Origin of the sequence: Nocardia sp. NPDC051750, assembly GCF_044453135.1 — a bacterium.
Lineage (GTDB): Bacteria > Actinomycetota > Actinomycetes > Mycobacteriales > Mycobacteriaceae > Nocardia.
This window is the reverse complement of record NZ_JBITCK010000001.1, coordinates 457,057-472,009: the sequence shown is the minus strand read 5'-3', so window position 1 is coordinate 472,009 and position 14,953 is coordinate 457,057. Positions and strand designations below refer to the sequence as shown.

The 14,953-nt window shown below is 67.5% G+C and carries 12 protein-coding genes; 10 read left to right on the top strand and 2 right to left on the bottom strand.

Annotated features, from left to right (window positions below; genetic code table 11):
• Nucleotides 1-246: 246 nt before the first annotated feature.
• The 9 genes from ACIA75_RS01995 (at nt 247) to ACIA75_RS01955 (ending at nt 11,763) form a co-directional block, all read left to right on the top strand.
• Entirely contained in the window at nt 247-1,962 is a 1,716-nt protein-coding gene (locus ACIA75_RS01995) for an acyclic terpene utilization AtuA family protein (protein WP_397098907.1), read from the top strand.
• Complete coding sequence (locus tag ACIA75_RS01990; protein WP_397098905.1) at nt 1,959-3,110, top strand: acyl-CoA dehydrogenase family protein; 1,152 nt, start codon at nt 1,959-1,961, stop codon at nt 3,108-3,110. Before ACIA75_RS01995 ends, ACIA75_RS01990 begins: the two co-directional genes overlap by 4 nt.
• Nucleotides 3,107-4,705, top strand: a complete 1,599-nt coding sequence (locus tag ACIA75_RS01985) for an acyl-CoA carboxylase subunit beta (protein ID WP_397098902.1) — start codon at nt 3,107-3,109, stop codon at nt 4,703-4,705. The genes ACIA75_RS01990 and ACIA75_RS01985 overlap by 4 nt, the downstream gene beginning before the upstream one ends.
• An 8-nt stretch (nt 4,706-4,713) precedes the next feature.
• Complete coding sequence (locus tag ACIA75_RS01980) at nt 4,714-6,897, top strand: acetyl/propionyl/methylcrotonyl-CoA carboxylase subunit alpha (protein ID WP_397098900.1); 2,184 nt, start codon at nt 4,714-4,716, stop codon at nt 6,895-6,897.
• Between the two features lie 21 nt (nt 6,898-6,918).
• Nucleotides 6,919-8,079 carry an acyl-CoA dehydrogenase family protein gene (locus ACIA75_RS01975; protein WP_397098898.1) on the top strand — a complete coding sequence of 387 codons (1,161 nt, stop codon included), beginning with the start codon at nt 6,919-6,921 and terminating at the stop codon, nt 8,077-8,079.
• Nucleotides 8,080-8,125: 46 nt separating this feature from the next.
• Nucleotides 8,126-8,974, top strand: coding sequence for an enoyl-CoA hydratase family protein (locus tag ACIA75_RS01970; RefSeq protein ID WP_397098896.1), 849 nt, complete (start codon nt 8,126-8,128; stop codon nt 8,972-8,974).
• A gap of 6 nt (nt 8,975-8,980) precedes the next feature.
• On the top strand, nt 8,981-9,592 hold the full coding sequence (locus ACIA75_RS01965) for a TetR/AcrR family transcriptional regulator (protein WP_397098894.1): 612 nt from the start codon (nt 8,981-8,983) through the stop codon (nt 9,590-9,592).
• Between the two features lie 179 nt (nt 9,593-9,771).
• Nucleotides 9,772-10,185: a hypothetical protein gene (locus tag ACIA75_RS01960; RefSeq protein ID WP_397098892.1), complete on the top strand. Its 414-nt coding sequence runs from the start codon at nt 9,772-9,774 to the stop codon at nt 10,183-10,185.
• A 6-nt stretch (nt 10,186-10,191) separates the two neighbouring features.
• Nucleotides 10,192-11,763: a hypothetical protein gene (locus ACIA75_RS01955; RefSeq protein ID WP_397098890.1), complete on the top strand. Its 1,572-nt coding sequence runs from the start codon at nt 10,192-10,194 to the stop codon at nt 11,761-11,763.
• A gap of 13 nt (nt 11,764-11,776) precedes the next feature.
• Here ACIA75_RS01955 and ACIA75_RS01950 read toward each other — a convergent pair whose 3' ends face one another.
• Nucleotides 11,777-13,324 carry a serine/threonine-protein kinase gene (locus tag ACIA75_RS01950; protein ID WP_397098888.1) on the bottom strand — a complete coding sequence of 516 codons (1,548 nt, stop codon included), beginning with the start codon at nt 13,322-13,324 and terminating at the stop codon, nt 11,777-11,779.
• Nucleotides 13,321-14,229, bottom strand: coding sequence for an oxidoreductase (locus tag ACIA75_RS01945; RefSeq protein ID WP_397098886.1), 909 nt, complete (start codon nt 14,227-14,229; stop codon nt 13,321-13,323). Before ACIA75_RS01945 ends, ACIA75_RS01950 begins: the two co-directional genes overlap by 4 nt.
• Before the next feature lie 158 nt (nt 14,230-14,387).
• On the opposite strand from ACIA75_RS01945, the gene ACIA75_RS01940 reads away from it, so the two are divergent.
• On the top strand, nt 14,388-14,876 hold the full coding sequence (locus ACIA75_RS01940; RefSeq protein WP_397098884.1) for a cupin domain-containing protein: 489 nt from the start codon (nt 14,388-14,390) through the stop codon (nt 14,874-14,876).
• Nucleotides 14,877-14,953 lie beyond the last annotated feature (77 nt).

The following is a 14,953-nucleotide window of genomic DNA, read 5'->3' as shown; positions in this document are numbered from 1 at the left end:
CCGAGCCCGTCCGCGGCGCCATCCGATGGCCGGCGACAGGAGCCCGCGTTCCATCGCGACCACGACGGCCTGTGCCGGTCGCCGATGTCGAGCTCGCGAACGACCGGAGCAGGTGGGATTCCACCATCCGAATTAACAAGCACGCGTGCTTGCTTTTTTCTGGCGGGGCTGTGATGCTGGACTCGTACGTGGACCGCGACGGGCGATCGTTCCTGCCCGGAGCCCCAGTAGGAGGCGTAATCGCTGATGAGTGCTCTGGCCGCCGATCCGGACGTGATCCGCATCGGCAACTGCTCCGGGTTCTACGGTGACCGGCTGAGTGCCATGCGCGAGATGCTCGACGACGGGCAGCTCGATGTGCTCACCGGCGACTATCTCGCCGAACTGACCATGCTGATCCTGGGCCGCGACCGGATGAAAGACCCCGGCCTCGGCTATGCGAAAACCTTCCTGCGGCAGCTCGAGGAATGTCTCGGTCTCGCGCTGGAACGCAAGGTCCAGATCGTGACCAACGCCGGTGGCCTGAATCCCGCCGCGCTCGCGGAGAAGGTGCGCGAACTGGCGACGCGGCTCGGTCTGGAGGCCCAGGTCGGATATGTGGAGGGCGACGATCTCCTGGACCGCGCCGCCGATCTCGGGCTGGGGTCCCCGCTGACTGCCAACGCCTATCTGGGAGCGTTCGGTATCGCCGACTGTCTGGCCGCCGGCGCGGACGTGGTGGTCACCGGCCGGGTCACCGACGCCTCGGTCGTGGTCGGTCCGGCGGTGGCGCATTTCGGCTGGCAGCGCGCCGATTACGATCGGCTCGCCGGAGCGGTGGCGGCCGGCCATGTGATCGAATGTGGCACCCAGGCCACCGGCGGAAATTTCGCCTTCTTCACCGAACTGCCCGATCTCGGCCGGCCCGGCTTCCCGATCGCCGAGATCCGGGCGGACGGCAGCAGTGTGATCACCAAACATCAGGGCACCGGTGGCGCGGTCACCGTCGATACGGTCGCGGCGCAGCTCATGTACGAAATCCAGGGCGCGCGCTACGCCGGGCCCGATGTCACCACCCGGCTCGACACCATCGCACTGACATCCGACGGCCCGGACCGGGTGCTGATCAGCGGTGTCCAGGGTGAGCCGCCACCGCCGCAGTTGAAGGTTTCGCTGAACACCCTAGGTGGTTTCCGCAACGAGATGGAGTTCATCCTCACCGGCCTCGATATCGAGGCGAAAGCCGCGCTGGCGCAGCGGCAGCTGGAAGCCTGGCTCCCCACGCGACCCGCCGAGCTCGACTGGACGCTGGCCCGCCTGGACCGGCCCGACGCCGATACCGAGGAGCAGGCGAGCGCTCTGCTGCGCTGTGTGGTCCGTGACCCCGACCCGAACACGGTGGGTCGCACGTTCTCCAGCGTCGCTGTCGAACTCGCGCTGGCCAGCTATCCAGGCTGCAGCTTCACCGCGCCCCCCGGCAACGGTTCCCCGTACGGCGTCTACCGGCCGGGTTTCGTCGATGCCGCCGAGGTTCCGCATACCGCGGTGCGCCCGAACGGCTACCGGGTGCTGGTGGGCGCGCCGTCGGAGACGCAGAAGCTGGCCGAGGTCTCCGAACCCGAACTCCCCGAACCACTTCCGGCTGCACCCACGACCCGTGTCCCGCTCGGCACGATCGCCCTGGCCCGTAGCGGTGACAAAGGTGGCGACGCCAATATCGGTGTGTGGGTCCGGACCGATACGCAGTGGCGCTGGCTGGTGCATACGCTCACCGTCGACCGGCTACGCGAACTGTTGCCGGAGACCGCGTCCCTGGAGATCGGCCGGCACGTGCTGCCGAACCTGCGGGCGCTCAATTTTCTGATCACCGGCCTGCTCGGCGAAGGCGTGGCCTATCAGGCCCGGTTCGACCCGCAGGCGAAGGGACTCGGCGAATGGCTGCGGTCCCGCCATCTCGACATACCGTTGGAGCTGTTGCCGTGAGCACTGTCTGGAACACCCCGGAGCGCCGCGAATTGCGCTCCACCGTCCGAGCTTTCGCCGAGCGTGAGATCCTGCCCCATCTCGACGAGTGGGAGCGCGACGGCGAGATCCCCCGGGAGCTGCACAAGAAGGCCGGCGAACTGGGGCTGCTGGGTATCCAGTTCCCGGAATCCGCGGGCGGCTCCGGCGGCGACGGTATCGACGGTGCCATCGTCTGCGAGGAACTGCACTACGCGGGTGTCTCGGGTGGGCTGTTCGCTTCCCTGTTCACCTGCGGTATCGCGGTGCCCCATATGATCGCCGCCGGTGACGCCGAGCAGATCGCGCGCTGGGCGATACCGACGCTGGCCGGCGAGAAGATCGGTTCGCTGGCCATCACCGAACCCGGCGGCGGCTCCGACGTCGGTCACCTGACCACCACCGCCCGCCGCGACGGCGACCACTACATCGTGAACGGCGCCAAGACCTACATCACTTCCGGTTGCCGGGCCGATTTCGTGGTCACCGCGGTCCGCACCGGTGGCCCCGGGTCCTCCGGTGTGTCGCTGCTGGTGGTCGAGAAGGACACCCCCGGGTTCACGGTCAGCCGGAAACTGGACAAGATGGGCTGGCGGGCCTCGGATACCGCGGAATTGTCCTATCAGGATGTGCGGGTACCGGTGACTGATCTGGTGGGCCCGGAGAACTCCGGTTTCCTGCAGATTGCCGCAGCTTTCGTCAGCGAGCGGGTGGGCCTGGCCGTGCAGGCGTATGCGAGTGCGCAGCGCTGCCTGGACCTGACCCTGGACTGGGTGCGCAACCGGGAGACCTTCGGCCGTCCGCTGATCAGCCGCCAGGCCGTCCAGAACACGGTCACCGAAATGGCCCGCCGCACCGACGTCGCCCGCGTCTACACCCGCGATGTGGCCGCCCGCGCCGCAGCCGGCGAAACCGATCTCATCGCCGAAGTCTGTTTCGCCAAGAACACCGCCGTCGAAGCGGGGGAATGGGTGGCGAATCAGGCCGTGCAATTGTTCGGCGGGCTGGGGTACATGCGGGAATCCGAGGTGGAGCGCCAGTACCGCGATATGCGGATCCTCGGTATCGGTGGCGGGACCACCGAAATCCTCACCGGACTGGCCGCGAAACGACTGGGGTACCAGGCATGACGACACTGCGCAGCACCCTCGACACCGGCACCGACGAATACGCCGCGGCCGCGGAGTCGATGACCGCCAAGCTGGCCGAAATCGATGCGGAATTCGCGAAGGTTATCGCCGGCGGCGGCCCGGATAAACTGGCCCGGCACCGCAAACGCGGCAAACTGACCGCCCGGGAACGGATCGAACTGCTCATCGACGAGGATTCGCCGTTCCTCGAGCTCTGCCCGCTCGCGGCCTGGGGGAGCGAATTCCCGGTGGGGGCGAGCACCGTCGCCGGTATCGGTGTGGTCGAGGGTGTGGAATGCATGATCGTCGCCCCCGATCCGACCGTGCGCGGCGGCACCTCCAATCCGTGGACGTTGCGGAAAACACTGCGGGTCAACGACATCATCCGGGAAAACCGGCTACCGGTGATCTCGTTGGTGGAATCGGGCGGCGCCGATCTGCCCACCCAGAAAGAGGTGTTCGTTCCCGGCGGCCGGATGTTCCGCGACCTCACCCAGGCCTCCGCGGCCGGTATCCCCACCATCGCCTTGGTTTTCGGCAACTCCACCGCCGGTGGTGCGTATATCCCCGGAATGTCCGACCACGTCGTGATGATCAAGGAACGCTCCAAGGTCTTCCTCGGCGGACCGCCGCTGGTGAAAATGGCCACCGGTGAGGAATCCGACGACGAATCCCTGGGCGGCGCGGATATGCACGCGCGCGTTTCCGGCCTGGCCGACTACTACGCGCTCGACGAACAGGACGCGATCCGGATCGGCCGCCGGATCGTCAAACGGCTCAACTGGAAGAAACAGGGCCCGGCACCGCGACCGGCGGTTCTCGAACCGCGCTACGACCCCGAGGAACTACTGGGTATCGTCCCCCCGGACCTCAAGATCCCGTTCGACCCGCGTGAGGTGATCGCCCGGATCGTCGACGGCTCCGATTTCGACGAATTCAAACCGCTCTACGGATCCAGCCTGGTCACCGGCTGGGCGGATCTGCACGGCTATCCGGTCGGGATCCTCGCCAATGCCCGTGGTGTGCTGTTCTCCGAGGAATCGCAGAAGGCTACCCAGTTCATCCAGCTGGCGAACAAGACGAATACGCCGCTGCTGTTCCTGCACAACACGACCGGTTACATGGTCGGCAAGGAATACGAACAGAAGGGCATCATCAAACACGGTGCCCAGATGATCAACGCGGTCTCGAATTCGAAGGTGCCGCATATCTCGGTGCTCATGGGCTCCTCCTACGGCGCCGGGCATTACGGGATGTGCGGCCGGGCCTACGACCCGCGATTCGTCTTCGCCTGGCCCAGTGCCAAATCCGCGGTGATGGGCGGGGCGCAATTGGCCGGAGTCGTCTCGATCGTGGGCCGCGCCGCCGCAGAAGCCCGCGGGCAGGCCTTCGACGAGGAAGCGGACGCCGGGATGCGGGCCGCGGTGGAAGCGCAGATCGAGGCCGAATCGCTGGCGATGTTCATGTCCGGGCGGCTCTACGACGACGGTGTGATCGATCCCCGCGACACCCGAACGGTGCTGGGTATGGCCCTGTCGGCCATCCACACCGCTCCTGTCCAGGGCGCCGAGGGCTTCGGCGTCTTCCGAATGTGAGGCCGGTCGTGTCAGATCCACAGTTCATCACCAGTGTTCTGGTGGCCAATCGCGGCGAGATCGCCCGCCGGGTCTTCGCGACCTGCCGCCGGATGGGTCTCGGCACCGTCGCCGTCTACTCCGACGCCGACGCCGATTCACCCCATGTCGCCGAGGCGGACGCGGCGGTCCGGCTGGCCGGTAACACCCCGGCCGAAACCTATCTCCGCGCCGACCTGATCATTGCCGCCGCGCAGGCCGCTGGTGCCGATGCGGTACATCCCGGCTACGGATTCCTCTCCGAAAACGCGGAATTCGCGCGTGCCGTCGAGGCGGCCGGGCTGGTCTGGATCGGGCCACCGGCCGCCGCGATCGAAGAGATGGGGTCCAAGGTCGCGGCCAAGAAGATGATGGACGCCGCCGGGGTGCCGGTGCTGGCCGAACTCGATCCGGACGAGGTCACCGCGGACCAGCTACCGGTCTTGATCAAAGCCTCGGCCGGTGGCGGCGGTCGCGGTATGCGCGTGGTGCGCACCCTGGCCGAACTCCCCGACCAGCTCGCCGGCGCCCGTCGGGAAGCCGAATCGGCGTTCGGTGATCCAACCGTATTCTGCGAGCGCTACCTGGAAACCGGCCGCCATATCGAAGTCCAGGTGATGGCCGATATCCACGGCACGATCTGGGCGGTCGGTGAACGGGAATGCTCGATCCAGCGCCGCCACCAGAAAGTCGTCGAGGAGGCACCCTCACCTCTCGTCGAGCGGATCGACTCCGCTCGCGGTCGAGCGCTGGAGGCGGTAGCGGAGCGTGACCACGGAAGCACTCCGCGGGCGGCTGATGACACTGCCGCTCGCGGTCAAGGGCTGGAGGCGGTCGCGGAGCATTCCCACGATGGCCCTGCCGCCGCCGCGACGCTCAGAGGTGGGATGCGGGAGCGGCTGTTCGCCGCAGCCCGGCAGGCGGCCGCCGCCATCGGTTACACCGGCGCCGGAACGGTCGAGTTCCTGGCCGACGAGACCGGCGAGTTCTACTTCCTGGAGATGAACACCCGGCTGCAGGTGGAACATCCGGTCACCGAATGCACCACCGGGCTGGATCTGGTCCGGCTCCAGCTGGAAATCGCCCAGGGTGACCGGCTCGCCCCGGAACCGCCGGCCACACGCGGCCATTCGATCGAGGTCCGGCTCTACGCCGAGGACCCCGCGCAGGATTGGCAGCCGCAGAGCGGAATGGTGCACTGTTTCGAGATTCCTTCGGTATCAGCAGAATTCGATCTGCTCGAGTATTCCGGTATCCGGCTCGACTCCGGTGTCGACGACGGTTCGGTGGTCGGTGTTCATTACGACCCCATGCTCGCGAAGGTCATCTCCTACGGCCGCACCCGCGAAGAAGCCGTCCGCCTGCTGGCCGGCGCCCTGCAGCGGGCCCGGATCCACGGCCTGGTCACCAACCGCGACCTGCTGGTCCGGGTGCTCCGCCACCCCGCGTTCCTGGCCGGCGATACCGATACCGCGTTCTTCGCCACCCACGGCCTGGATTCCCTGGCCGCACCCCTGGTGAGCCCGGACGACGAGAAACTGTCGATCGTCGCGGCCGCGCTCGCCGAGGCCGCCGCCAATCGCGCGCGGGCCACCGTGGTCGCCGGGACGCCGAGTGGCTGGCGCAATGTGCCCTCCCAGTCGCAGCGCAAGTCCTATGAGAGCCGGACCACCGGCATCCACGAGATCGACTACCGGTTCACCAGGTTCGGGGTGACGGTGGCCGGTTTCGACCACCTCGAATTGATCTCGGCCACACCGGATCAGGTGGTTCTCTCGGTTCCCGGCGCGCAGGGCCGGAGCCAAGGCGGTACGCAAGGTTCCGTCCGCCGCCGGTTCGCCGTCGCCCGCTATGACGACCTCGTCTGCGTGGATTCCGCGCTCGGCCCCGTAGCCGTACGGCGCCTGCCCCGTTTCACCGACCCTGCCGACCAGGTCGCCACCGGTTCGCTGCTGGCTCCCATGCCGGGCAGCGTGATCCGGCTGGGCGCCGAGGTCGGTAGTACCGTCACCGCCGGGCAGCCGATCCTGTGGCTGGAGGCCATGAAGATGGAGCACACCATCGCCGCTCCGGTGGACGGGGTGCTCACTGCCGTGAATGTCGAGGTCGGCCGGCAGGTCGAGGTCGGCACCGTTCTCGCCGTGGTGGATCCCGCCCCCGAAGGCCATGAGTAGCACCGGAAACCAGGAGTAGCAATGAGTTTCATCGAATCCGACGAACGCAAAGAACTGCGCGCCGCCGTCGCCGGGCTGGCCGCCAAGTACAGCTACCGCGACTACGTGCTGCCGAAGGCCCGGGCCGGACAGCCGCTGGACGAACTGTGGGACGAAGCGGGCGGGCTCGGCTTCCTCGGGGTGAACCTGCCCGAAGAATACGGTGGCGGCGGCGCCGGAATGTACGAGCTGGCGCTGGTCATGGAGGAACTGTCCGCCCAGGGTGCCGGGCTGCTGCTCATGGTGGTGTCCCCCGCGATCTGCGGGACCATCATCACCAAGTACGGCACCGACGCGCAGAAGTCCGAATGGCTGCCGAAGCTGGCCGACGGTTCGGCCAAAATGGTTTTCGGCATCACCGAACCCGACGCCGGGTCCAATTCGCACCAGATCACCACCACCGCCCGCCGCGACGGTGACGACTGGCTGCTCACCGGCCGCAAGATCTTCATCTCCGGGGTCGATCAGGCCGAGGCCGTGCTCATCGTGGCCCGCACCGAGGACCACAAAACCGGCAAGCTCAAGCCCGCCCTGTTCATCGTTCCCACCGACGCGCCCGGGTTCGAGAAAACCGCCCAGGAAATGGACATCATCGAACCGGACCACCAGTTCACGCTGTTCCTCGACGATGTCCGGCTCCCGTCCACCGCACTGGTCGGCAAGGAGGACGCCGCCCTCATGCAGCTGTTCGCGGGCCTGAACCCGGAACGGATCATGGGTGCCGCGATGGCCGTCGGGATCGGTCGCTATGCCCTCGACCGCGCTGTCGAATACGCCAAGGAGCGGACCGTCTGGAAGACACCGATCGGCGCGCACCAGGGTATTTCGCATCCCCTGGCACAGGTGAAGATCGAACTGGAGCTGGCCCGGCTGATGATGCTCAAGGCCGCCACGCTCTACGACGCCGGCGACGAGATGGGTGCGGCCGAGGCCGCGAATATGGCGAAATACGCGGCCGCCGAAGCCAGTATCAAAGCCCTCGACCAGGCCATCCAGACCCACGGCGGTTCGGGACTCACCGCGGAATACGGCCTGAGTGCCATGCTCGGCGCCGCCCGGATCGCGCGCGTGGCCCCGGTGAGCCGGGAAATGATCCTCAACTTCGTCGCCCAGCACTCGCTGGGGCTGCCGAAGTCCTACTGAGCATCGGGCCCACCGCCCGGCCGATCCAGGAGAAAGGCAGGCTGCCGTGACCGGAACCGATCCCGCCGACCGCGTGGTGAATTACGTGGTCGAGGACGGGTTCGCCACCCTCACCCTCGACTCGCCGTATAACCGCAACGCCATTTCCTCCCGGCTGGTGACCGAGCTGCTCGCCGGGCTGGACCGGGCCGCCGCCGATCCGGATGTGCGCGGGGTGGTACTGACCCATACGGGCAACACCTTCTGCGCGGGTGCCGACCTGAAGGAGGCGGTCGACGCCGACCCGGCCGCTGCCGCCGATATCCGCACCCAGTGGATGGTCCGGTTGCTGCGCACCATTCTCGAACTGCCGAAACCGGTGGTCGCGTGGGTCGACGGCAATGTCCGGGCCGGCGGTATGGGCCTGCTCGCGGCCTGCGATATCGCCGTCGCGGGCCGGGGCAGTAGTTTCGCGCTGACGGAGGCCCGGCTCGGCTTGGCGCCGTTCGTCATCTCGCTCACGCTGCTGCCCCGAATCAGCGCCCGCGATGCCGGCCGCTACTTCCTGACCGGCGAGAAGTTCGATGCGGGCACCGCCGAGCGCATCGGCCTGATAACCCTTGCCGCGGATGATCCGGCCGCGGCGGTGGCGGTCCTGCTGGCCGAACTCCGGCAGGGCTCACCTCAGGGGCTGGCCGAGAGCAAACGACTCACCACCGCCGCGATCCTCGCCGAATTCGACCGTAGCGCGGATGAATTGGCGCAACGTTCCGGTCGATTCTTCGGCACCCCCGAGGTGATCGAGGGGATGACCGCTTTCCTGCAACGCCGGCCGCCGCGGTGGGCCGCCGAGGCCGCCGACCCCGCGACATCGGTGTCCGCGGATCATAGTCCGGTGCCGCACTCGGCAGAATAGGCAGTTATGGCGACACCGCATGAACCCAAACAGGACCGCAGCCGGGCCACCCGGCAGCGGCTCCTGGAGGCGACCATCGACTGCCTGGCCGAAAAGGGCTGGGCAGCGGCAACCGTTTCGGTGGTCGCCGAACGGGCCGGGGTGTCGCGCGGTGCGGCCCAGCACCATTTCCCGACCCGGGAAGACCTGATCACCGCCGCGCTCACCTACATGTTCGACACCCGGACCGATCAGGCGATGACCGCGGCGGTCGCCGAATCCGGGCTCGCCCGGACGGAGGCGGTGGTCGCGGGCCTGGTCGAGTCCTACACCAGCCCTCTGTTCAAAGCGGCGCTCCAGGTCTGGACCCATGCCGCCGCCGACCCCGCCCTCCGCGAACGCATCGTCCCCCTGGAGGCGCGTTTCGGCCGCGGTGCCCACCGCCGCGCCGTCCGGGCCCTGGGTGTCGACGACTCCGACCCGGTAACCCACCACCTGGTCCAAGCAACCCTCGACCTGGCTCGCGGCCTGGGCTTGGCCGATGTCCTCACCGACGACTCCCTCCGTCGCAAGGAGATCGTCCACCAGTGGGCGGTCACCCTGCACGAGGCGCTGAAAGCCGAACGGCAATGTTCTTAGGCGTGGGAGTAGTTCGCTGAGGCAACGATCCTCGAATTTACTACAGTCGGGTCGGCAGCGATGAGACATTACACGCGCAACCGATAACCTACGGTTCCCCATTTCGGCTCGGCAGATCCCTAGGCGAACACACGATGAGCGGTGACAGCACAACGTCCGTCGATGGCGGAGTCCCTTGGTTGAAGCTGGGTCTGGGTGCCGCTGCGACGGTGGCGCCGGTAGTCGGTGGTGTGCTCGGGGGACCCGTCGGCGGCGCGATCGGCGGTTTTCTCGGGGGTGCGGTCCAGGGGTGGGCGCTCGAGGGAATCGACGATCTCGGAGCCGAAGGGATTCTCCTGCACGCAGCGGTGGGCGCTGTCGGAGGTGGAATCGGAGGGTGGTTCGGCCGTAACGAACTCCTGACGAAGAAGCTCTTCGCCGAATACTACGAGCTCCCCCTCAGCAAATTCGATGCTATGGCGATACCGGTGGTGAACACGGCCATCGGCTACACCCTTGCGGAAGGGGTGACCATGGTAGGTCGTCTACTTCTTTCAGCCGGCAGACCGGACGACGGTGCACTTCCGACAGTGAGCATCGGCCGAGGAGACTAGCTCTGTATGGCCGAGATGCCGGAGATAGTGATGCCGGATCAGCGTGCCCCCACCTACCCGGCCGAGTTCCGATTCTCTTCCGCCATCGAGCGCTACTACCTCGATCTCCCGAAGGCTGTTCGCCGGAATTGGGATCTCTTCGGCGGGGATAACGCGGCGGCGGTGCCGAAGCCACCGATGGTCCGTGAAGTCGAGGGCATCCCGCGCGCGAATATCAACAGCTATGAAGAACTTACTGCTCACCTCGGCCGCGCGTTCCGCGGTCTTCAGGAGCTGGATCGCCGGCTGGCGGATCAGGTTCGTGCGGCCGCGGCTGCCGTGAGCAAAGGCCGAACGGAACTCGAATCTGTTGTCCACCGGGTAAACGCCGCCGCCGGCACGGTGCCGGTCGGCACGAGTAAGGGAGAGCACATCCTCGCCTATCTCTCGTCGGGCCTCGATCGCGTGGACGGCATCGTGACGGACACGGCGAAATCCCTGGGTAACCCGGTGGTGGAGATCGGTGGTCTGATTCAGCACGTATCCGAAGCGGTGGAGCGGCCGGAACAGGTCGCGGTACCGGGCCGGCTGCCTCGGGCCGGATCCCGGCCCGAGGGGTTCCCGACCGCGCAACCGGCTACCGAATCGGGAATATCCACGCCCGGCAGAGCTTCTGAGGACGGCCGGAATGCGGCGGTAGCGGGCCCGCTGCCGGCACTACCCACGTCCGGTTCACCGGCAACGGCGATATCGGCACCGCTCGCGCCGGACGGGGCAGTGGATCCCGCGGCGCAGGACTCGCCATTACGGAACTCCGCGCTCACTGCAGATGCGCCGAGCCGGCCGGGCGGGAATCTCGCCGGGGTCAGCTCTCCTCCCGGCGCGGAAGGCGCACGTGATTCCGTTCATTCGCCGGGTACGGCAGATATGCCCCACGGCGCTGATCCATGGAGCCGGCGGAGCGACATCACGGAGCAGCACCGACAGGCTACGAACCGCGGAAAGGCGGATTCGCCCGGTGCGTCCCCCGGGCAGCCGAAGGACGGGTTCGTCACCTATGTCTTTCCGGACGGCCGGTCCCAGGAGGTCGCGCCGCGGGTCGCCCGGGTGCTGGACGCGGCCTTCGGCAACAAACTCGGAACAGATCTCAGGACGAGCATCGCAGAGCCGGAACCGGCGGGTTTACGGCGTGAACCGTACTCGGCCGTTACGGGTGATATCGCGGCGTGGTCGCGACGTACCGCGGTGCTGGTCGTCTTCGGTACCGGGGTCGATCGGACATACGAAGTGATAATCGCAGGGCGCCTGCGTCCCTTCTCCGTTCGGATGAAGGACGGGCAAGGCGAATTCGGCACTTTTGTCGAGATCCGCTGTCCACCGCCCGCCGGGCTCTTTTCCGGTGGCGGCGGTGAACTGGCGGCCACGACACCGCAACGCCGATCCGCAAGTGAGGCCGGCGGTGGGCGGGCTGCAGTGAATGCGGTGACGACCGGGCAGCGGTCCGGCGACCACGACCGCACCGGCGGTATTCCGGCGATCGACAAGGCGTTTGCATCGGAGGTCTCGACGGGCACGATTCATGGTGGGAGCCGACCGTGAAATATCCGAAGGCTCAGCCGCCGAGCGGAATCTTCTTCCACCAATCCTCGATGAGTTCGTTCACCGTGTGACCGGGCCAGCGGGCGACGATGAGGTACTGCGAACGGGGCTTGTCCGGGAAGAACGTCCACACGTAGATCCGGTGGTCGGAAGTATCGATCTCGCGGGAGTAATCAACCCCCTCACACCTGGCGACGGGGAGCGTCGATCCGGCGGGGTGCTGCACCCCCTGGACCTGGGGTTCGCAACCGTCGAACAGTTCGGTGATCAGTTCGTCGATCCCGAGTCCGGCGGTCGTGGTGCTGGTCCGGTCGTGGATATCGAAGGACAGCTTGTCGTCGTCGCCGTTCATCGGCACTGTGCAGGAGATACGGGCGCTGTTCCGGTAGGCGACGTTCTCCAACGTCCCGGGATCGTTTTCGGTGCAGGTCGCGCCGTTCCAGCCGTTGTTGGCATTTTTTTCGCCGACGAGTCCGGGAAATGCATGGGCTGCGGGGGAGTGGCGCGCGTCCCACCCGATCGCGTTGCCCGCGGCGGGCCGGGGTTCGGCCGCGTCCTCCGCGGCCGAGAACGGTTCGAGGGCCGTGATCCCCCAGGCGGCGAGGGCGACCACCGCGATCAGCGCCGCGGCGGCCGCCATCAGCGTGGGGGTCCGGCCCGCGAGGCGATGGACAGGCGGTGCGGGCCGGGCCGGGGTGGACGGTGCCGGCGTCGACGCCGTTCTGGTCGGCATCGACGTCGCCAGCGCGTCCTGGGCCGCGGCGGTGAATTCGGCGCAGGTACCGAAGCGGTCGTCGGGCTGTTTGGCCAGTGCCCTGCCGAATACCGCGTCGAGTGCCGCCAGATCCGGATCGACCTCGCCCGGCAGGACCGGCGGCGTGTACACATGGGCGTGCATGAGCGCCAGGGAGTCGGTGACCGGGAACGGCGGCCGGCCGGTCAGCAGGACGAACAGGCTGCAGGCCAGCGAATACTGGTCGGAACGGTGATCGACGGTGCCGCCGGAGATCTGTTCGGGCGATACGTAGGCCGCGGTCCCGGTGACCGACCCGGTTTCGGTCAGCCTGCTCGCCGAGTCGCGGAGCCGGGCGATCCCGAAATCGCTCAGCAGAATCTGCTCCGGCCGGCCCGGTTCGGCCTCGGCGATCAGGATATTGGACGGTTTCACGTCGCGGTGCAGCACACCCGCGGCGTGGGCGTAGTCGAGGGCGTCGGCGACCCGGCTGCCGATGCGCAGGGCATGCGCCGGTTCGATGTTCCGCAGCGTCGACGCATCGTTCCCGGGGACGTACTGCATGGCGATCCAGGGAGTTTCGCCTTCCACGCCGCGGTCGTAGATGGTGACGATATCGGGATGTTCGAGACCCGCCGTGAGATCGGCTTCCCGTTCGAACCGGCGGCGGGCCTCGTCGCTCGCGCGCGCCGGGTCGAGCAGTTTCAGGGCCACGGACCGCGGTAGCCGCGGGTCACGCGCCAGGTAGACGGTGCCCCAGCCGCCTGCGCCCAGTCGGCGTTCGATTGTGTATCCGGCGAATACTACGCCCGGCCCGAGTTCGATCATTGTCCCCTCAGCTGCGCACGAGGTGATGCGAAACGGACGCCGGTGAGCTCCTCGGAGACATCCCAGAGCCGCTCCGCCAGCCCCACATCACTGGCGCGGGCCGAGCGGCCGACCAGCGTGGGCGAGCCGTGTAGTTCCCCGCGCCCGTCCGGCCCCACGTAACTCGCGCCGGGCAGATCCTGGGTCGCGGCGAAGAGTGTGGTCAGGGCCGCCTGTTCCGGCGTCTGCGCCAGGAAACGACCCGCCAGATGCACCAGCGCGACCAAGTACTTGTTGCGGTCGCGGGTACCGAGCGCGGTGTGCGCGTAGCCGGGGTGCGCCGCCATCGAGCGAACGTCCGACCCGGCCCGCCGAAGCCGGCGTTCGAGTTCCAGCGTGAACAGCAGATTCGCGAGCTTGGCCCGGCCGTACGCCTTCACCGGGTTGTATCCGCTCTTGCCGAAGTCGAGGTCGTCGAAGTCGATGCTGCCCGTGCGGTGGATACCGGAGGACAGCGTCACCACCCGGTCGGTGATCCGCGGGAGCAGGAGGTTGGTGAGCGCGAAATGGCCGAGGTGGTTGGTGCCGAACTGCATTTCGAAACCGTCGGCCGTCCGGGATTCGGGGACCATGGCGACACCGGCGTTGTTCACCAGGATCGCGATATCGCCCTCCCAGGATTCGGCGAAACCCCGGATCGATGCCAGATCGGCGAGGTCGAGCAGGCGTACCTCGGTGCTGCCACCGATCCGCCGCGCCGCGTCGGCGCCACGGTCGCGGTCCCGCACCGCGAGCACGGTATGTGCCCCCGCGCGGGCGAACGCGGTGGCGGTGCCGAAACCCACGCCGCTGTTGGCGCCGGTGACGATCACGGTGCGGCCGTCGAGTGCGGGCAGGTCGGCCGCGGTCCAGTGCAGGGAACTCATGCCTCGACCGTAGTGGGACGTGGCCGTTTCGGGATTGTGAACCGCTCGTGCCGGTGCCGGGAAGTAATCGGCGTTCGCCTGACGGTGCGCGGATTGCCGGTCTACCTTGTATTGGCCAGGCGGAATCGCAAGTCTCGCAACATGAAAGAGGGCTGCTCATGAACGCGATCGGTCGTGGTGGCGTACGCAATCCGTGGACGCAGCCGACATACGGTTACTACAACAGTCGTTTCGAGCAGTCCCTCACCGAGCAAGACACCGCGGGGCAGCTGACCATGATGCGGATGACCCTGAACAAGGAATCCGCGCCGCCGCTGCATTTCCACACCCGCGAGGACGAGTTCTGGACGGTGGTGTCGGGGCGGGTGCGTTTCTGGCTGGGCGGCTCCACCCTGGAGAGCTGCGCGGTACAGGAAGCCGAACCCGGCGCCTTCGTCTTCGGTCCGCGCAATGTGCCGCATACCTTCCAGACGATCACCGCCACCGCGGAGGTCCTCATCGGGAATACGCCCGGTGCGCTGGAGGGATACTTCACCGGTGTCGGCGCCGCGGACGCCCGCCACGACGACGAGAACTCCGGCACCTTGGAAGATTACGGCGTGTTCTTCATCGGCCCGGCGCCCGTCTGGAGCGACTGGAACAGCTGACACCGGCAAGCCGGCACCGGACAGCCGGTCGCCGGGCCGGAGGCGCCGTTCATCGGGATGTGCCCGGTGCTCGCGGC

Bases quoted from the DNA above. Each gene is read 5' to 3' on its own strand.
- ACIA75_RS01995 (WP_397098907.1), top strand. From the start codon at position 247: ATGAGTGCTCTGGCCGCCGATCCGGACGTGATCCGCATCGGCAACTGC.
- ACIA75_RS01985 (WP_397098902.1), top strand. From the start codon at position 3,107: ATGACGACACTGCGCAGCACCCTCGACACCGGCACCGACGAATACGCC.
- ACIA75_RS01975 (WP_397098898.1), top strand. From the start codon at position 6,919: ATGAGTTTCATCGAATCCGACGAACGCAAAGAACTGCGCGCCGCCGTC.
- ACIA75_RS01965 (WP_397098894.1), top strand. From the start codon at position 8,981: ATGGCGACACCGCATGAACCCAAACAGGACCGCAGCCGGGCCACCCGG.
- ACIA75_RS01955 (WP_397098890.1), top strand. From the start codon at position 10,192: ATGGCCGAGATGCCGGAGATAGTGATGCCGGATCAGCGTGCCCCCACC.
- ACIA75_RS01950 (WP_397098888.1), bottom strand. From the start codon at position 13,324: ATGATCGAACTCGGGCCGGGCGTAGTATTCGCCGGATACACAATCGAA.
- ACIA75_RS01945 (WP_397098886.1), bottom strand. From the start codon at position 14,229: ATGAGTTCCCTGCACTGGACCGCGGCCGACCTGCCCGCACTCGACGGC.
- ACIA75_RS01940 (WP_397098884.1), top strand. From the start codon at position 14,388: ATGAACGCGATCGGTCGTGGTGGCGTACGCAATCCGTGGACGCAGCCG.